14 protein-coding genes are annotated in these 16,771 nt (G+C 72.1%); 7 read left to right on the top strand and 7 right to left on the bottom strand.

What is annotated here, in order from left to right; translation table 11 throughout:
• Nucleotides 1-42: 42 nt before the first annotated feature.
• Complete coding sequence (locus RBJ65_RS15005) at nt 43-1,659, bottom strand: ABC transporter substrate-binding protein (protein ID WP_306321706.1); 1,617 nt, start codon at nt 1,657-1,659, stop codon at nt 43-45.
• Nucleotides 1,660-1,808: 149 nt separating this feature from the next.
• Here RBJ65_RS15005 and RBJ65_RS15000 point away from each other — a divergent pair, with 149 nt between their 5' ends.
• Complete coding sequence (locus RBJ65_RS15000; protein ID WP_306321707.1) at nt 1,809-2,561, top strand: FadR/GntR family transcriptional regulator; 753 nt, start codon at nt 1,809-1,811, stop codon at nt 2,559-2,561.
• Nucleotides 2,562-2,571: 10 nt separating this feature from the next.
• On the opposite strand, the gene RBJ65_RS14995 is transcribed toward RBJ65_RS15000, so the two are convergent.
• Nucleotides 2,572-4,656: an AAA family ATPase gene (locus RBJ65_RS14995; protein WP_306321708.1), complete on the bottom strand. Its 2,085-nt coding sequence runs from the start codon at nt 4,654-4,656 to the stop codon at nt 2,572-2,574.
• 219 nt (nt 4,657-4,875) lie between these two features.
• Here RBJ65_RS14995 and RBJ65_RS14990 point away from each other — a divergent pair, with 219 nt between their 5' ends.
• Nucleotides 4,876-6,111, top strand: coding sequence for a PP2C family protein-serine/threonine phosphatase (locus RBJ65_RS14990; protein ID WP_306321709.1), 1,236 nt, complete (start codon nt 4,876-4,878; stop codon nt 6,109-6,111).
• 281 nt (nt 6,112-6,392) lie between these two features.
• Here the strand turns inward: RBJ65_RS14990 and RBJ65_RS14985 are convergent, their stop codons facing one another.
• Nucleotides 6,393-7,328 carry a LysR family transcriptional regulator gene (locus RBJ65_RS14985; RefSeq protein WP_306321710.1) on the bottom strand — a complete coding sequence of 312 codons (936 nt, stop codon included), beginning with the start codon at nt 7,326-7,328 and terminating at the stop codon, nt 6,393-6,395.
• Between the two features lie 100 nt (nt 7,329-7,428).
• Here RBJ65_RS14985 and RBJ65_RS14980 point away from each other — a divergent pair, with 100 nt between their 5' ends.
• Nucleotides 7,429-8,622, top strand: coding sequence for an MFS transporter (locus RBJ65_RS14980; protein ID WP_306321711.1), 1,194 nt, complete (start codon nt 7,429-7,431; stop codon nt 8,620-8,622).
• A gap of 192 nt (nt 8,623-8,814) precedes the next feature.
• Here the strand turns inward: RBJ65_RS14980 and RBJ65_RS14975 are convergent, their stop codons facing one another.
• On the bottom strand, nt 8,815-10,935 hold the full coding sequence (locus tag RBJ65_RS14975) for a hypothetical protein (RefSeq protein WP_306321712.1): 2,121 nt from the start codon (nt 10,933-10,935) through the stop codon (nt 8,815-8,817).
• 335 nt (nt 10,936-11,270) lie between these two features.
• On the opposite strand from RBJ65_RS14975, the gene RBJ65_RS14970 reads away from it, so the two are divergent.
• Nucleotides 11,271-12,290 (top strand): PP2C family protein-serine/threonine phosphatase, encoded by a 1,020-nt coding sequence (locus RBJ65_RS14970; RefSeq protein WP_306321713.1) that lies wholly within the window; start codon nt 11,271-11,273, stop codon nt 12,288-12,290.
• On the opposite strand, the gene RBJ65_RS14965 is transcribed toward RBJ65_RS14970, so the two are convergent.
• Entirely contained in the window at nt 12,238-12,513 is a 276-nt protein-coding gene (locus RBJ65_RS14965) for a DUF397 domain-containing protein (RefSeq protein ID WP_306321714.1), read from the bottom strand. The two genes, RBJ65_RS14970 and RBJ65_RS14965, sit on opposite strands and share 53 nt — an antisense overlap.
• Nucleotides 12,495-13,328 carry a helix-turn-helix transcriptional regulator gene (locus RBJ65_RS14960; RefSeq protein ID WP_306321715.1) on the bottom strand — a complete coding sequence of 278 codons (834 nt, stop codon included), beginning with the start codon at nt 13,326-13,328 and terminating at the stop codon, nt 12,495-12,497. The genes RBJ65_RS14965 and RBJ65_RS14960 overlap by 19 nt, the downstream gene beginning before the upstream one ends.
• 354 nt (nt 13,329-13,682) lie before the next feature.
• On the opposite strand from RBJ65_RS14960, the gene RBJ65_RS14950 reads away from it, so the two are divergent.
• A complete protein-coding gene (locus RBJ65_RS14950; protein WP_306321717.1) occupies nt 13,683-13,898 on the top strand; it encodes a hypothetical protein in 216 nt (71 codons plus the stop codon).
• Nucleotides 13,899-13,958: 60 nt separating this feature from the next.
• Here the strand turns inward: RBJ65_RS14950 and RBJ65_RS14945 are convergent, their stop codons facing one another.
• The gene (locus RBJ65_RS14945; RefSeq protein ID WP_306321718.1) at nt 13,959-15,410 is read right to left on the bottom strand and encodes an MFS transporter; all 1,452 of its coding nucleotides are present in this window, start codon (nt 15,408-15,410) and stop codon (nt 13,959-13,961) included.
• A 75-nt stretch (nt 15,411-15,485) separates the two neighbouring features.
• Between RBJ65_RS14945 and RBJ65_RS14940 the strand changes: the two genes are divergently transcribed.
• Together RBJ65_RS14940 and recO are read left to right on the top strand one after the other, a co-directional pair.
• Entirely contained in the window at nt 15,486-16,007 is a 522-nt protein-coding gene (locus tag RBJ65_RS14940; protein WP_306321719.1) for an Rrf2 family transcriptional regulator, read from the top strand.
• A gap of 4 nt (nt 16,008-16,011) precedes the next feature.
• On the top strand, nt 16,012-16,761 hold the full coding sequence (gene recO / locus RBJ65_RS14935) for a DNA repair protein RecO (protein WP_306321720.1): 750 nt from the start codon (nt 16,012-16,014) through the stop codon (nt 16,759-16,761).
• The last annotated feature ends 10 nt before the right edge of the window (nt 16,762-16,771 follow it).

Raw genomic sequence — 16,771 nt, 5'->3', positions numbered from 1 at the left:
CAAGGGCCCTGCGGCCTCTAGGACCCTGCACCCTCAAGGGCCCTAGACCCGCTTGGCCTTGAGGACGTTGATCCCCGGATACGGGAGGGCCGGGACGCCGGTGACCTTCTTCGGGTCCCAGGCGGTCATCAGCTCGGTGTGCACGACGGGGTAGATCACCGCGTTCTCGGCGACGACGTCGATGTATTCCTGCGTCATCCGCTTCTTCTTCGCCTGGTCGGGCTCCTTGGTCGCCGCGTCCATGAGCTTGAAGAGGTGCTTCGCCTCTGAGGTGTCCGACCAGCGGGAGTAGCGCTCCATCCACAGGCCGGTCGGCGTGTAGTTGTAGCGCATGATCAGGTCCGCGTCGACGCCGAACTGGTTGGGGTTCGCCGCCGAGGCCACCACCTGGAAGTCGTACTTCTGGTCGAGCTTGGTGAACAGGGCGGAGGTCTCCTGCGGATTGAGCGTGGTCTTGACGCCGATCGCGTCCCAGGACGCCTTGATCGTCGGCAGGCAGTCCGCGACCCAGCTCACCGTCGACGCCATCAGCGTCACCTTCAGACCGCTGACCCCGGCCTCCTTCAACAGCGCCTTCGCCTTGGCGGGGTCGTACCCGTAGACCGGCTTCGCCGGGCGGAAGGTCGGGTTGCCCTCGTCGAGGAAGGAGCGGGCCGCCTTGCCGTGCCCCTTGAGGGCCGTGTCGATGAGCTTCTTCCTGTCGATCGCGTAGTGCAGCGCCTGCCGCACCCGTACGTCGTCGAACGGCTTGTGGTCGGTGTTGAACAGCAGGAAGAGATGGTTCATCCCGGCCCCGCCCTCGACCGTGAGCCCGTCGCTCTTGAGCTTCTGGATGTTGGCGTACGGGATGTTGTCGGAGACCTGCGCCTCCGCGCCGCCGCCGGAGATCTTCGCGACGCGGGCCGCGGCGTCCACGATGGACAGCCAGTTCATCTTCGTGAAGGCCGGCTTGCGGGGGCCGTTGTACTCCTTGAACGCCTCAAGGGTGGTGTTCGACAGCGGCTGGTTCGAGGTCATCCGGTACGGGCCCGAACCCACGACGAACTCCGGCTTCCCGGAGTCGAGGTCCTTGAGGCCGCCCGGCGAGTCGAGCAGATGCTTCGGCAGGATCTTCGCGAGCCCGAGGCGCGCCGCGCCCTCCGGGAACGGGAACTTCAGCACGAGTTCGACACGGCCGTCCCCGGCCTTCCGCACCTCCTTCAGCCACGACTGGAAGAAGCTGCCGATCAAAGTGGTCGTCTTCGTGTCGAGCGCCCGCTCGAAGCTGAACACGACGTCGTCGGCGGTGACCGGCTTGCCGTCGTGCCACTTCGCGCCGGAGCGCAGCGTGAAGGACCACGTGGTGGCCTTCAGGTCCTTCGGCACCTCGGTGGCGAGCGCGGCATACGGCTCGCGGCTGACGGGGTCGGCGTCGAGCAGCCCCTCGAAGATGTGGTGGTTGGCCGCCATGGCGAACGCCGACGCCGTCAGCGCCGGGTCCCAACTCTGGTCGTTCCCATAGCCGATGACGGCGCTCAGCGTTCCCGTACCGGACTTGTCGCTGGTGGACTTCGGCCCCGACGAACAGGCCGACAGGGAAGTGGTGATGGCGGCGGCCGCACCGAGGGCGCCGGTGTACTTCAGGAAGGAACGGCGGCCGGTCGCAACGTGGTCGCTCATGTGCAGCCTCCAACAATGGGGGGGACCAAGGGGAGTACGGGATGAGCCCAGATGTCCAACGTCCTACGTCTGGTAGCGACGTGACCATAAGAGGCCCCCGGAAACCGGTCAAGAGCGCGCGCAGACAGGCCCGGTCGGCAGCGCTTACGATGCGGCGCATGCCAGTCGAGCCCCGCGGCCCCGCAGTGCGGCACCCGCGCGTCAATCACCAAGTCCAGCGCGCGGTCATGGAGTTGATCCTCGACGCCGGGCTGAGTCCGGGCCAACTGCTGCCCACCGAGACCGAGTTGATGACGGAACTGGGCGTGAGCAGGAACTCGGTGCGCGAGGCGCTCAAGGCGCTTCAGGCCCTGGACATCGTGGAGATCAGGCACGGCCACGGCACGTACGTCGGCCAGGCCTCGCTCGGTCCGCTCGCCGACGGGCTGACGTTCCGCACGCTGGTGCGCACCGTCGACCAGGGGGCGGGCGCGCACGGCCTCGCCGAGATCCTCCAGGTCCGCGAGATCCTGGAGGAGGGCCTGATCCGCCGGGTCGCCACCGCCCCGCGGGACCCGGCCGTCCTCGACCGGCTCGACGGCATCGTCGCGAAGATGGCCGAGGCGGGCGCCGTCGACGAGCCCTTCGCCGACCTCGACCGCGAGTTCCACGAAACGCTCTACGGCTCGCTCGGCAACGAGCTGATACCGCAACTGCTCGGCGCGTTCTGGAACGTCTTCGACCGCGTCGCGGGGGTCCGCCGCTGGTCGAGCGACCCGGCCCCCTCCGTCACCGTCGACCGGCACCGGGCCATCGTCGCCGCGCTCAGGGCGGGCGACGCGGCCGCCGCGCAACAGGCGATGGCCACGCACTTCCGGGGCATCGAGGCGCGGGCGGAGCGGGAGACGCGGGGCGTGGAGTGAGCGGAGGCGCTCAGCCGCGCCCCGGTCCGGTGCCGAGGCTGTAGGCGATGCCCTGCTCAGGGGTCATGTCGAGGCCCGCCGCGTACAGCGCCTCGTACGCCGAGTCGCCGAGCGCGGCCCGGATGCGGTGCTCGGTGCTGTGCCGGACCGCCCGCAGTTCGGGCGAGCCCAGTTGCGGCAGGCCGAGCCCCTGCCACAGGCGCTGGCCGATGCCGAGCAGACGGGCCGCGCGGCCGTGGCCGCCGAGCGCGCTCAGCGCGTCGGCCAGCGCCTCGACGGCCAGGGCGACGCCCGTGCGGTCGCGGAACCTGGCCTTGCCCGCGATGGCGGACAGCGCGTACCGCGCGGCCTCCCCCGGGCGGCCCTGGTCGTTCTCGGCCAGCGCCGTCGTCCAGTCGGCCCAGGTGTGCGACCAGCGCTCGCCGCGCCGCTCGCACTCGTCCTTCAGCTTGCGCGCCACCACGGCGCCGTCCGCGTACTCGCCCAACAGGGCGTGCACAAAGGTGCGTCCGGCCGTCGCCAGGCACCAGGCCGCGTCGTACGGGCCGCGGTAGCCGCGCAGGTCGGGTGCCGCGTCGATGACCGCGCCGGCCTCGTGCGGCCGCCCCGACAGCAGCAGCGAGGTGCTCTCCAGGTAGGCGATCGCCATCACGTGGGCGGCGGAGGGGTCCGGCTTCGTCAGGTCGCGGAACATCTGGGCCGCCCTCAGGCCCGCCTCGGTGTCGCCCTGGGCCAGTGCCGCCGTCGCCCAGCCCCACACGCACAGCAGATACGGGCGTCGGGGGCGGTCGGTGAGGGCCAGCGCGGCCTCCGCGTACCGTCGGCCCTCGCGGGCGAATCCGCACGGGAACCAGAGGATCCGCAGGTGTCCGCACAGCTCCTGCGCGGCCGGACCGTCCGCGGTCTCCAGGCAGAAGTCCATCGCCGTACGGAAGTTGGCGTGCTCGGCCATCAGCCGCTCGTACCAGGACCCCTGCTCGGGCCCCATCCAGCCCGCGTCGGCCCGCCGCGCCAGGTCGAGCAGGAAGTCCCGGTGCCCGCGCCGCGCCGAGGCCACCTCCTCGGGGCCGAGCTGCTCCAGCCACCACCCCCCGAACTCGCGGACCGTGTCCAGCATGTCGTAGCGCTCCTCGCCGAGCGGCCCCGGGCGGCGCCGTACGAGCGACTTGGCGACCAGGGCGTCGAGCGCCGTGTCCACCGCGAGCCAGGCCAGTGGTCCGCCGCCGCCCACCGTCCGCGCGCCCGTCGCGTCGAAGCCGCCGGTGAACACGGACAGGCGGGCCCACAGCAGGCGTTCGAGCGGTGTGCACAGTTCGTGGCTCCAGCCGATGGCGGAGCGCAGCGTGTGGTGGCGTTCGGGGGTGTCGGCCGCGGCGGTGCCCTCGCGGGCGGCGAGGACGTCGAAGCGGTCGTTGAGCAGCGATTCGAGCCGCTCCAGGGGCAGTTCGGCCAGCCGCGCGGCGGCCAGTTCGATGGCGAGGGGGATGCCGTCGAGGCGGCGGCACACCCCCTCGGCGACGGCCCGCTCGCCGGTACCGAGCGCGAACGCGGGCGACGCGAGCGCGGCCCGGTCCGCGAAGAGCGCCACCGCGTCGCCGGGCCGGCCGTCGTCGCCGGCCGTCAGGGGCAGCGGCGCGACGGCGAACCGGTGCTCGTCGGCGAGCCCGAGCGGCTGCCGGCTCGTGGCCAGGATCCGCAGCTCCGGCGCGGCGTCCAGCAGCCTGCGGGCCAGGCGGGCGCAGTCCCCGATGAGGTGCTCGCACGTGTCGAGGACGAGCAGCACCCGTTTGTCGGCGAGCCACTGCGCGATGACGTCCTCGGCGGCCTCGTTCGAGTTGTCGGCGAGCCGCAGCTCCTCCAGGAGTACGTTGCCGAGCAGGGTCGGGTCGCGCAGCGGGGAGAGCGGCACGAAGCACACCGTGTCCGCGACGCGCGCGCCCGCGCGCTGGGCCAGGCGCGCGGCGAGCCGGGTCTTGCCGACCCCGCCGACACCGGTCAGGGTGAGCAGTCGATGGTCGGTCAGCTCCTGTTCCAAGTAGGTGAGTTCGGCTTGGCGTCCGATGAACTGGGTGACCTCGACGGGCAGACTCTCCACGGCCCACAGTCTGCTCCGGCGCGCGTCACGACTCGCCGCGATGCACCGAGCTGAACGACTGCGGGGTGCGCCGCCCGGGATACCGGACGCAATGCGACACCGACTGAACACTTCCGGTCCGCACCGGTCCGATGCAGGTCAACGGCGTACGCGGGAGGGTCGTTTGGTCCATAGTTGGCCGTTCACCGACGCGGGGCGGCAAGGAGGGGAGGCCCCTGCATGGGCACGTCGGAAGAGGTCCGAAGGCGTCCGCGGGGCCCGTGGGGCGGCCAATGGGGCGGCCAGTGGGGCGGGCGCCTCGCGTGCGTCGCCCTCCTCAGCCTGTGCGCCGCGCTCGCCGCCTTCGCCGACGCCTGGCGGCCCGCCGTCGCGGTCCTGCTCATCGGCCCCCTCCTCGCCTGCGCCCGGCTCGGCGTACGAGCCACGCTCAGCACGGTCGCCTGGACCCTCGCCCTCGCCGTGACGGCGGGCACCGTCCGGCACTTCACCCCGAGCCCGGAACTCGCCGTCGAGTACGTGGTCCTCCTCATCGGCGGCCTCGTCGCCATCCACATCTCCCGCGCGGCGGCGGCCCGCACGCGCCGCCTGCACCAGCTCGGCGAGGTCGCGCAAGCCACCCAGGCCGCGCTCCTGCGCCCCGTCGACGCGCGGTTCGGCGACATCGACGTGCACACCCGCCACCACTGCGCGGTCGACGCCGCCACGGTCGGCGGAGACGTCTACGCCGTCACCAACACCCCCTACGGACTACGGGTGTTCATCGGCGACGTACGCGGACACGACCTCGACACGGTGTGCGTGAACGCGGCCGTCGCCGACGGGTTCCGCGACCTCGCGTACGTCACCGCCGACCTCACGGAACTCGCCGTGCGCCTCGACGCGCGCATCGCGCCCGCGCTCGGCCCGGAGGACTTCGTCACGGCGGTGTTCGCCGAGTTCGCCTCCGGCGAGGTCCGGCTCGTCAACTGCGGCCACCCGCCGCCGCTGCGGGTCGGCGCCCACCCCAAGTTCCTCACCCCGGTGACCTGTTCACTCCCACTCGGCCTCGGCTGCGCGCCGACCCAGTCCCGCTACTGGCTCCAGTCCGGCGACCGCCTCCTCCTCTACACGGACGGCCTCGTGGAGGCACGGGACGCCTCCGGCGAGGAATTCCCGCTCTTCGCCCATGCGCGGAAGGCGCTGGCGCGGGCGGTGCCGTGGGAGGCGCTCGACGTGCTGTACGCGGAGGTGACCGCGCACACGGGCGGCCCCCTGCGCGATGACGTCGCCCTCATCCTCTGCGAAACCGGCTCCGCCGTTTCACCCGCTTCGGCGTGCGCCAATCCGGCCTCCGCCAATCCAGCCCCTCCGGCGTTTGAGGAGCGGGGTCCGGGGCAGCGCCCCGGCGGCTCGGCGTGCTCAACGCCACGGGGCTCCGCCCCGGACCCCGCTGCTCAATCGCCGCAGGGGCTCTAAATAACTCACCCGGCGCACGGGCATGAGAATCGTTCGTCCCGCGCAGGGGCATGAGAATCGTTCGCCCGGCGCACGGCATGAGAATCGTTCGCCCGGCGCACGGCATGAGAATCGTTCGCCCGGCGTACGGCATGAGAATCGCTTGCCTGGCGTACGGCATGAGAATCGCTTGCCTGGCGTACGGCATGAGAATCGCTCACTCGGCGCGTGGGCATGAGAATCGCTCGCCCGGCGCGTGGGCACGAGAATCGCTCGCCCGGCGCGTGGGTGGGGAGAATCGCTCAACCGCCGGGGAGCGGCCTCGCGTTGATGACAGGGCCGAGGTCCTTCGCCAAGGCCGTGGCCAGCGCGCGGAAGATGCGGACCTCGGGGTTGTCGTCGCCGGCCCGCGCCGCGAGGTAACTGCTCTCCCACGGCGCGTCCAGCACCGGCACGAACACCGCCCCCGGCCACGCGTAGTACCGCGCGAAGGACCGCAACCCCGACCCGGCCGACCGCCCGGTCACGACACCCGTGAGCACCTCCTGCGGAGTCAGCGCGCACTCGACGCTGCGCCGCTGCGCCCGGTCGTCGAAGTACAGGTAGTCCGTGAACGTGTGCGGCGTATGCCGCGGCACCCGGAAGAACGGAAGATCGGCGACGTCCGCCACCCCCACCCCACTCCCACGCGCATCCGCGAGCGGCGACCGCTCCGGCACCGCCACGATCCGCTGCTCCGTGGTGAGCACGTCCGCGACGACCCGTTCGTCGTCCGGGCCCGGCCGCACGAACGCGACGTCCACCCGGTCCTCGAGAAGCGCGGTCACGTGCTCGGTGAAGTTCAGCTGCCGGATCTCGACCCGCACGTCCGGGCGGGCCCGCCGGTACGCGTTGATGGCGGCCGGAGTCAGCTCGGCGGACCCGTGGCCCATGATGCCGACCCGCAGCGGCCGTACGTCGTCCGTCTCCCGCGCCGTGACCTCGGCCAGGTCGTCGAGCGCGGCGTTCGCCGTGGCGAGCAGCACGCGCGCGTGCCCGGCCAGCCGCACCCCGGCGGGCGTCGGCACGACCGGCGTCGCGGTGCGGTCGAGTAGCCGCGCGCCGACCTGGCCCTCCAGACGTCGTACGTGCTGGGTGACGGCGGGCGGCGACAGAAAGAGCCGCCCGGCGGCCCGACCGAAGTGCCCTTCTTCGACGACCGCCAGGAACGACGACAAAAGTCGCAGGTCAAGCGCCATACACCCAGCGTAGGCCGGTCGGCGGGCGAACGGCACGGGCCGTTCACGATTCGTGAAGGCGCGGTGCGCGGCGTACGCCCCGGCTCGTACCACTGATGACATGACCCGACCCCTGACAACCACCCCTCCGACCCTGCTCACCCCCGCCAAGGACCCGGTCCACGGCGGCCGGGCCGCCTGGATCATGCTGGCGTCCGGCTGGAGCGCCAACCAGTTCTCGGCCCTGCTCGGCGCCTACCGCAGCCACCTCGGCCTGACCGAGTCGACGGTGACGGGCCTGTTCGCGACGTACGTGGTGGGGCTCATCCCGGCGCTCCTCGTGGCGGGCCCGATGGCGGACCGCAGGGGGCGGCGTCCGGTGGCGCTCATCGCGCTGGCGCTCAATGTCCTCTCCACGCTCCTGCTGATGGCCGGCGGCCTCTGGGCCACGTGGCTGCTGCTTCCCGGCCGCTTCCTGACCGGGATCAGCGCGGGCGCGCTGCTCGCGGCGGGCAGTGCGTGGATCAAGGAACTCTCCGGTTCGCCGCGCCGCTCGGGCCTGTTCGTCTCGGCGGGCTTCGCGACCGGCGGCCTCGGCGCGGCGCTGATCGCGCAGTGGGCGCCGTGGCCGATGGTGACGGCGTACGTTCCGCATGTGGTGCTCGGCGTCGCGGCGGGGGCGCTGGCCGCGCGGGAGCCGGAGACGGGGGTGGCCGGGGCCGCCGCCGTGGCGCGGGGCGCGCATCCGCCGCACCTCACCCGCGCCTTCCGTCGGCAGGTCCTCACGGTGGCGCCGTGGATCTTCGCCGCGCCCACGATCGGGTTTGTCACGCTGCCCGGAAGCGTGCACGCGGGGCTCGTCTTCACGGGGGTCGCTACGGCGGTGGTGCCCGGGGTGGGCCTGGTGACGGCGCGCCGCGCCATCGCCACCGTGACCCCGGCGCTTCTCACGGTCGCGGTGGGCGCGGCGGCCGCTGCCGTGGCGGCGGGCACCGGCAACGCGCCCCTGGCCCTGTTCGCCGCGGCGATCCTCGGCGCCGGGTACGGGTTGACCCTCACGTACGGCCTGACGCGGACGGCTTCCCTGGCCCCGGCGCACCAACTCGCGCGCTGGACCGCGGTGTTCTGGACGGCGGCGTACGTGGGGATGTTCATGCCGTACGTCATCACGTTGGTGTCGGGGGTGGTGCCGACGGCGGTGGTGCTGGTGGCGGTGGCCGTACTGGCCCTGGCCCACGCGGTGTTCGGCGCCACCCGTCCCACGCCACGGGGCTCCGCCCCGGACCCCGCTGCTCAATCGCCGCAGGGGCTCTAAGAAGCTCACCCGCCGCGGGGGCTCTATGAAGCTCGCTCGCCGCGGGGGCTCTATGAAGCTCGCTCGCCGCGGGGGCTCTATGAAGCTCGCTCGCCGCGGGGGCTCTAAGAAGCTCACCCGCTGCGGGGGCTCTGAAAAGCTCACTCGCCGCGCGGGGCTCTGAAAAGCTCACCCGCCCCGGGGCGCTAGGCGCTAAAGGGATCGGCCGGTGTCTGACATGGCCGTGAGGCAGTACGTGACCGCCTCGTCCGGTGGCGTCGTGAGCCCCGTCGTGAACTCCCGCTCGTAGGTGGCGTCGCCGATCGCGGTCCGGCTCAGCCGTTCCGTTTCGGCGCGGGCCGCCATCAGTTCCGCGCTGCCCATCTGGGGGGCGCCCAGCGTCTGCCAGAGTTGTTGCGCGATGCCGAGCAGCCGCGCGCCGTGCGTGCACTCGCCGGCGAACGTGACCGCGGTGGCCAGGGCGTCGACGGCCGCGGCGAGGCCGAGGCTGTCGCGCAGGAGGGCCTTGTCGGCGACCGCCTCCCGGGCGTGCGCGGCGGCCTCCGTGAGCCGCCCGGCGCCCACCGCCGCGTGCGCCCGGACGAACGCCACGTACCCGCGCGCCCACCGGTCGTCGCGCCGCTCGCACTCCGCCGTGATCTCGGCCGCCACATCCTCGCAGGCCGTGAACTCGCCCCGGGTGATGTGCACATAGGCGCGGCACATCCGCATCTTGAACCACCCCACCGGATACGCCCCCGGCGTGGCGGGCCCGCAGGCGGGGAGCGGCGCGTCGAGGACCTCGGCGGCCCGGTCCTGGTCGCCGCCCAGCGTCAGTGGCGCGCTCTCCACGTACGCGAACGCCGCCTGCGCGGTGGGGTCCGTGTCCCGCTCGCCGCAGTCCCGGAGTTCGGCGGCGAGCCGCGCGCACCGCTCCAGGTCGCCCAGCGCTACGCACGCCATCGCCCGCGCCCACAGCGCCTTCGTGCGCTCGGGCCCCGGCGCGGTCTCCCGCTCCAGCGCCACGTCCAGGTACAGGGCTCCCTCGCGGGCGAACCCGAACGCGTACCACATCATCCACAGCGCCCCGCTCATCTCCATGACCGCGTCCCACTCCTTCGCGGTCAGGCAGAAGTCCAGCGCGGTACGGAAGTTGGCGTGCTCGGCGACGAGCCGGCGGTACCAGTCGACCTGCCCCGGGCCGATCCACTCGGCGTCCGCACGGTGCGCGAGCGCCCGGTAGAAGTCGCGGTGCCTGCGCCGCGTGCCGCGCTCCTCGCCGAGTTCGGCCAGCCACTGCTCGCCGTACTCCGCCACCGTGTCGAGCATGCCGAACCGGTCGTCCGGCAGCCGCAGTACGAGCGACTTGGCGACGAGCCCGTCGAGCACCACGGCGACCGCGCTCGACGGCAGCGGTCCGCCGCCGCCCACCGCCCGCGCGGCGGCGAGGTCGAAGCCGCCGGTGAAGACGGAGAGCCGGGCCCACAGCAGGCGTTCGAGCGGCGTGCACAGTTCGTGGCTCCAGCCGATGGCGGTGCGCAGGGTGCGGTGCCTGGGGAGGGCGGCACCGCACCCCGCACCGGGCGGCTCGGTCAGCGTCTCGAAGCGATGCCGCAGCCGCTCGTTCAGTTGCTCCACCGACTGCCCAGGCAGTTCGGCGAGTTGGGCCGCCGCCAGCTCGACGGCCAGCGGGATCCCGTCGAGGCGCCGGCAGACGGCGGCCGCCGCGACGATCTCGCCCTCGGTGAGCGCGAAGCCCGGAACCCTGGCCGCCGCCCGCTCGGCGAACAGCTCGACCGCGTCGCCCGGCACACACGCCACCGGCCCCCCGGGCGCCCGCGGCGGCTCGGGCACCGGCAGCGGCGCCACGGCGAACGGCCGCTCGTCGACCACGTCCAGGGGCTGCCGCCCGGTCGCGAGAATCCGCAACCCGGGGGCGGCGTCCAGGAGTTGACGCACCATGCGGGCGCACGGTCCGGTGAGGTGCTCGCACGAGTCCAGTACGACGAGCAGCTCCTTGTCGGCCAGCCACTCGGCGACCATCGCCTCCGGTGTGCGCGGCGAGGGATCGGCGAGCCCGAGATCCTCCAGGAGTACGTGCCACAGCAGCGCGGGCTCCCGCAGCGGCGCCAGCGGTACGAAGCGTGCCCCGTCGGCGAGCGAGGCCGCGACCCGGTCGGCGGCCCGCAGCGCGAGCCGGGACTTCCCGACGCCGCCCACCCCGGTCAGTGTCACCAACCGGTGCACACCCAACATCGCCTCGATGACGGCCAGTTCATGCACCCGACCGACAAAGCTGGTCGTCTCCTCGGGCAGTGCCGCCCTCGTTCCCATGGCATCTACCGTCCCTTTCCGTGCCCCACCTCGTGCCGCGCTTCGTGCCCCGCGCCGGTCGTCCGGCAGTCTGCACCCGCGCGGCACGGCTCCCCGGTGGATGCCACAAGCTGAGCACTTTTCCCGACCAGCGACGATGACGTGGGCATATACCGGAAGCAGCCCGTCACTCCCGCTCAGCAACCGGCGAATTCCGTACAACATCCCGTGCGCGACCCGGCCTTACCCCATAGTGAGCTCTTCGCCATGGCGGGGCACGAGAGGCGGGAGGCCCGCACGTGACGACGCGGGAAGACGAACCACGGACCCGGAAGCGAACGCGGAGGATCGACCGGATGGTGGCACGGGCGGCCGGCTCCGTACGCGGCCTCCTGGAGTCCGCCTGGCTCCCGGTCACCGCGGCACTCATGGCCCTGGCGGCCTGCACGGCACGGCAGTTGACGGTGCCGACGTCGACGCCCCTGCTGTCGTACGTCGTCGAGTACGCGGTGCTCCTCGTCGGCGGCCTCGCGGCGGTACGCGTCGCCGCGCGCAGCACCGCGAACGCGGCCGCCCTCACCCGTGCCACCGAGGCGGCCCGCGTCGCCCAGGCCGCGATCCTGCGTCCCGTGTCCGCTCGCTTCGGCGGCATCGACGTGTGCACGCGCCACCACTGTCCCGTCCGGGAGTCGACGCTCGGCGGCGATGTGTACGACGTCGTGCGTACGCCGTTCGGTCCACGGGTCTTCATCGGGGACGTACGCGGGCACGGCCTGGAGGCGGTCCGGGTCTCCGCCGCGGCGGTCGGCGCGTACCGCGACCTGGCGTACACGGTTCCCTCGCTGGCGGGCCTGGTGCGCGGCCTGGACGAGGCCATCGCCCCTTACCTCGGGCCCGAGGACTTCATTACCGCCGTGTTCGCCGAGTTCGGGCCCGGCGAGTTGCGTCTCGTCAACTGTGGCCATCCGGCGCCGCTGAGGGTGGGGAGCCAGGTCAAGTTCCTCGAACCGAAGGACGCCTCAACGCCGTTGGGCCTGGCGCCCGATCCCGAGCAGCGCCTCTTCTGGCTGCAGCCGGGCGACCGTGTCCTCTTCTACACGGACGGCCTCATCGAGGCGCGGGACGCCTCCGGCGCGGACTTCCCGCTGGCGGACCACGCGGAGCGGGTCATCGCTCCGATGCTGCCGGAGGAGGCGTTGGACGCGCTCTACGCCGAAGTGACCGCCCACGTGGGCGCTCCGCTCACAGACGACGTGGCGCTGGTCCTCTGCGAGGCGGGCGACCCGCTCCTGTCGCACCCACCCGTTCCCACGCCACGAGGCTCTAGTGGGTCGACCAGCCCGCTAGGAACGCGCTCCACGCGGTGGCGCCGATGACCAGGACGTCGCCGTCCGGCACCTTGGAGTCGCGAACGGGGACGATGCCGGGGACTCCGTCGGCGACTTCGAGGCAGTTGCCGCCTTCGCCGTTGCTGTACGTCGACTTGCGCCAGCGGGCGGCGCCCACGAAGTCGTAGGCGACCTCGACGCAGCTTCCGCCTTCGCCGTTGCTGTAACTGCTCCTGCACCAGCGGGCGTTGCTCAGGTCGTACTCGCGCATCGTCTGTGGTCCTCCGCCGCCGACTCGATCAGGGCCAGGGATGCCTCCGGCGACAGCGCGGCGCCCCTGGCCAGATCGTAAGCGCGTTGCGCGCGCTTCACCACGGCCGGATCGTCGATGAGCGTTCCCGAAAACGCGGTCTCTGTATAGGCGACGGGTGGCGCGTCGTCGAACTCCATCAGCTGCAGCATCCCGCCCATCAATGCTGATGCCCCCACCTCGTACGGGATCACCCCCAGCCACACCACCCGCCGACGCATCAAGTCCGCGACATGCTCCAACTGCTCCGCCATGGCGGCCGGCCCACCCACCGGCGTGCGCAGCACGCCCTCGTGCAGGATGGCCCAATACTCGGGCCGCGCGGCATCCCGAAGGATGTCCGCCCGCTCCCTGCGGGCGGACACCTTCTCCTCCACGTACTCGTCGGTGACGAACGGGTTCGCCGCGAGGGTGACGGCCCGCGCGTACGCGGCCGTCTGCAACAGGCCCGGCACCACCGTGGGCGCAAACTCACAGATCCGCGTCGCGAGCCGCTCAAGTTCGACCACCGCGGCGAAGTACCCCGCATACCGACGGTCGTCGATTAGCTTGCGCCACGTGCGCTCGAAAATACCGTCGGTTTGCAGCGCCTCGTCAATCCTTTGGGCCACGTCCAACTGAGGCTTGCGAATTGCCTGTTCGAATTGGCCGATGTAGCCGCCGGAAACAAATACCCGTATCCCCAACTCCACTTGGGTAAGCCCCGCGTCCTCGCGGCGCCGCTTCAGCTCGGTTCCGAAGAACTCCCACGCCGCCTGGCGCGAACCCTTGGCCATGGCCAACCCCCAAGTCGGACACCGCAGTTGTAGTGCGCAGACCTCTCCCCACTCTAGGGGCCGATGGTCACGCTGGAGGCGCAAAGCGTGAAATCGAATCGGGAAGGGGAGCCACGTGAGGGACGACAAGGGGCACGCCGAGGCGTGTGTCGTGGAGGCGGAGGAAACTGTGGAGAATTTGCGAGCCGCACTCAAGGGAGCGGGAATTGTGCTGCCGTCGCTCGGCCTCGACCAAGGGTCAATCGCGAGAACGGCCCCGTGTCCCTTGGTGGAATTGGGGCGTTGTCCGGTTGACGCGGCGGCCCGTCTCGCCGCCGTACTCCTCGCAGGTTCGGACGACAGGAGCGCCACACCATGAAACCGCCGATCGGTTCGTACGCGGTCGACACGAGCACGGGTCAGGTGGGACGGGTGATGGGGCACGAGGGACCGTACGTACAACTGCGCCCCTTCGGCGGCGGCCGCGAATGGGACTGCCCACCGGAGGGCCTGCGCGTGGCGACGACGACGGAGCGGGTGCGGGCGGCGACGGCGTACGAGAACAGGAGGAGCCGGGGGGAAGTGCCCTGAGGGCGCCGAGGCCTGAACTTGGCCGAAGCCAATTGTGCAACGGCCTGCCGTAGGGCCGCCTCAGCGCCGCTCGCGCGCCGCCCGCATCAGCCCCGCCGCCACCGCGACGAGCCCCACCGACACCACGCAGACCGCCGTCATTCCGGCGGGGGAGTCGTGCAGGCCGGCCCCGGAGGCGGTGAAGAACAACAGGCCCAGCAGGGCGACGCCCAGTGAACTCGCGCCCTGCTGGACGGTGTTGACCATGCCAGAGGCCGAACCGGCCACCGTCGAGTCCACCTTCGTCAGTGCCGTACCGATGATGGGCGGCATGAGGAGACCGTTGCCGAGGCCGATGAGGAGGAGGGCCGGGACGAGCGACGCGGCTGCCGTGTCCGCGCCGGAGGCCGTGAGTTGTGCCGCCATCAGCACCAGACCGGTCACCAGGGTGCCCGCCCCGATCATCGGCCACCGCACCCCGTGCCGCGCCGCGAGCCGCCCGCTCAGCAGTGAACCGAGCGTGAACGTAACCGCCTGGGGCACGAACACCGCCCCGGCGACGAGCGGGCTCGCACCAAGGCCCGCTTGGAGCAGCAGCGCGATGGTGAACATGTACGCGCCGAAGTAGAGCTGGAAGGAGCCGAGGCCCGCGACCAGGGTCAGATACGGGCGGTTGCGGAAGAGGGCGGGGTTGAGGACCGGCTCGCCGCCGCGTGCCCGGAGTGTTCGCTGCCAGCGCCAGGTCGCCCAGGCCACCGGCACCGTCGCCGCCAGGCACACCCACGTCCACACCGGCCACCCCGCCTCCCGGCCGAGCGACAGCGGGATCAGGAGCAGGGCGAGGGCGGCCGTGATGCCGAGCGCGCCGAGTACGTCGAATTGGCGGCGGGGTCCGGAGAGCCCGGCCGGCAGCAGCCGCCACGCGGCGAGCGCGGCCGGCACCCCCACCGGAACGTTCACCAGGAACACCGCCCGCCAGCCGAGCCCGAACACATCCGCCTGAAGCAGTACGCCGCCCAACAGCTGCCCGGCGATCGAGCCGAGGCCCGACACCGCCCCGTTCCAGCCGGTGGCCCGCCCCCGGTGCGCGGCCGGGAAGCGGGCCGTCACCAGCGACAGCACCTGCGGCACCATCACCGCCGCCGACAGGCCTTGCGCCATCCGCGCCGCCACCAACTCCCCGGGCCCCTGGGCGAGTCCACAGAGCAGTGACGTCACCGTGAAGGCCGCCATGCCGGTCACGAACACCCGGCGGTAGCCGAACCGGTCGCCGAGCCGGCCACCCGTGATCAGGCCCGCCGCGTACGCGAACGCGTAGCCCGACACGATGAGTTCGAGCGCCGCGTCGCTCGCCCGCAGGTCCGCGCGGAGCGCCTCCGTGGCGACGTTCACGACGAAGAGGTCGAAGCTCGCCATGAAGGTGGCGGTGAGCGCGACCGCGAGCATGCGCCAGTCGGCGGGGGTGGGGGCAGGGGCAGGGGTCGCCGCTTCCGTGCCGTGCGGCCCCGCGTCGATCCGAGTGGTGTCTGCCATGACGTCAATCGGTATCATGGACATTGAATATCCATCAAGTGGATGGAGGGCCGGCGAAAGGTAGCCTCGGGTCCCATGAAGTTGTCGCAGGGTGTCGAGTGGGGCGTGCACTGTTGCGTGCTCCTCGTGCAGGCGCCGCCCGGCGCCGCCGTGCGCCGCTCCACGCTCGCCGGGTACTACGGGCTCCCCGAGGCGTACCTCGCCAAGCACCTCAAGTCCCTTGCCGCCGCCGGTGTGCTGATCGCCACATCCGGGCCGCGCGGCGGATTCCGGCTCGGCCGCGACCCGAAGGACATCACGGTCCTCGACGTGGTGGAGGCGGTCGAGGGCTCGGCGCCCGCCTTCGTCTGCGGCGAGATCCGGCAGCGCGGCGCCTGCGCGATCCCGCCCGAGCGGTGCACGGGCCCCTGCGGTGTGGCGCAGGTCATGTACGACGCCGACCGCGCCTGGCGCGAGTCGCTGCGGGCCGTGACCGTGGCGGACCTGAGCGCGGGCCTCAGCGACACGGTGCTTGAGCGCGGTCGCGCCTGGCTGGCGGACCCGGGGACGCCGCTGCCCCCGTTCCCGGAAACGGCCTCCGCCCGTAAGGGACAATGAGCGCATGAGCCTGTTCCGCGACGACGGGATTGTCCTGCGCACTCAGAAGCTCGGCGAAGCCGACCGCATCATCACGTTCCTCACCCGCAACCACGGCCGCGTACGCGCGGTCGCCCGTGGGGTGCGGCGCACGAAGTCGAAGTTCGGCGCCAGGCTGGAACCGTTCTCCCACGTCGACGTGCAGTTCTTCGCGCGCGGCAGCGAGTTGATCGGGCGCGGGCTCCCGCTGTGCACGCAGAGCGAGACCATCGCCGCGTACGGCGGCGGCATCGTCACGGACTACGCCCGGTACACCGCCGGAACGGCCATGCTGGAGACGGCGGAACGGTTCACCGACCACGAGGGCGAGCCCGCCGTGCAGCAGTACCTGCTGCTCGTCGGGGCCTTGCGCACCCTCGCCCGCGGCGAGCACGCCGCAGGACTCGTCCTCGACGCGTTCCTGCTCCGCTCCCTCGCGGTCAACGGCTACGCGCCCAGTTTCGGCGACTGCGCGAAGTGCGGAATGCCGGGACCCAACCGGTTTTTCTCCGTCGGCGCGGGCGGCTCGGTTTGCGTCGACTGCCGGGTACCGGGCAGCGTCGTACCCTCACCGCAGGCCCTCGTCCTGCTCGGTGCGCTGCTCACCGGAGACTGGGAGACGGCGGACACGTGCGAGGCACGGTTCGTACGGGAGGGCAGCGGGCTGGTGTCGGCGTACCTGCACTGGCACTTGGAGCGCGGACTGCGCTCGCTGCGTTACGTAGAGAAAAGCTAGCGAGAGCTGG

The sequence above is a fragment of the Streptomyces sp. KL109B genome, assembly GCF_030766935.1.
Lineage (GTDB): Bacteria > Actinomycetota > Actinomycetes > Streptomycetales > Streptomycetaceae > Streptomyces.
This window is presented reverse-complemented; position numbering and strand designations above follow the sequence as displayed.

Excerpts from the sequence above, each read along its gene's own strand:
- RBJ65_RS15005 (WP_306321706.1), bottom strand. The coding sequence starts at position 1,659 with ATGAGCGACCACGTTGCGACCGGCCGCCGTTCCTTCCTGAAGTACACC.
- RBJ65_RS15000 (WP_306321707.1), top strand. The coding sequence starts at position 1,809 with ATGCGGCGCATGCCAGTCGAGCCCCGCGGCCCCGCAGTGCGGCACCCG.
- RBJ65_RS14990 (WP_306321709.1), top strand. The coding sequence starts at position 4,876 with ATGGGCACGTCGGAAGAGGTCCGAAGGCGTCCGCGGGGCCCGTGGGGC.
- RBJ65_RS14985 (WP_306321710.1), bottom strand. The coding sequence starts at position 7,328 with ATGGCGCTTGACCTGCGACTTTTGTCGTCGTTCCTGGCGGTCGTCGAA.
- RBJ65_RS14980 (WP_306321711.1), top strand. The coding sequence starts at position 7,429 with ATGACCCGACCCCTGACAACCACCCCTCCGACCCTGCTCACCCCCGCC.
- RBJ65_RS14975 (WP_306321712.1), bottom strand. The coding sequence starts at position 10,935 with ATGGGAACGAGGGCGGCACTGCCCGAGGAGACGACCAGCTTTGTCGGT.
- RBJ65_RS14970 (WP_306321713.1), top strand. The coding sequence starts at position 11,271 with ATGGTGGCACGGGCGGCCGGCTCCGTACGCGGCCTCCTGGAGTCCGCC.
- RBJ65_RS14965 (WP_306321714.1), bottom strand. The coding sequence starts at position 12,513 with ATGCGCGAGTACGACCTGAGCAACGCCCGCTGGTGCAGGAGCAGTTAC.
- RBJ65_RS14960 (WP_306321715.1), bottom strand. The coding sequence starts at position 13,328 with ATGGCCAAGGGTTCGCGCCAGGCGGCGTGGGAGTTCTTCGGAACCGAG.
- RBJ65_RS14950 (WP_306321717.1), top strand. The coding sequence starts at position 13,683 with ATGAAACCGCCGATCGGTTCGTACGCGGTCGACACGAGCACGGGTCAG.
- RBJ65_RS14945 (WP_306321718.1), bottom strand. The coding sequence starts at position 15,410 with ATGGCAGACACCACTCGGATCGACGCGGGGCCGCACGGCACGGAAGCG.
- RBJ65_RS14940 (WP_306321719.1), top strand. The coding sequence starts at position 15,486 with ATGAAGTTGTCGCAGGGTGTCGAGTGGGGCGTGCACTGTTGCGTGCTC.
- recO (WP_306321720.1), top strand. The coding sequence starts at position 16,012 with ATGAGCCTGTTCCGCGACGACGGGATTGTCCTGCGCACTCAGAAGCTC.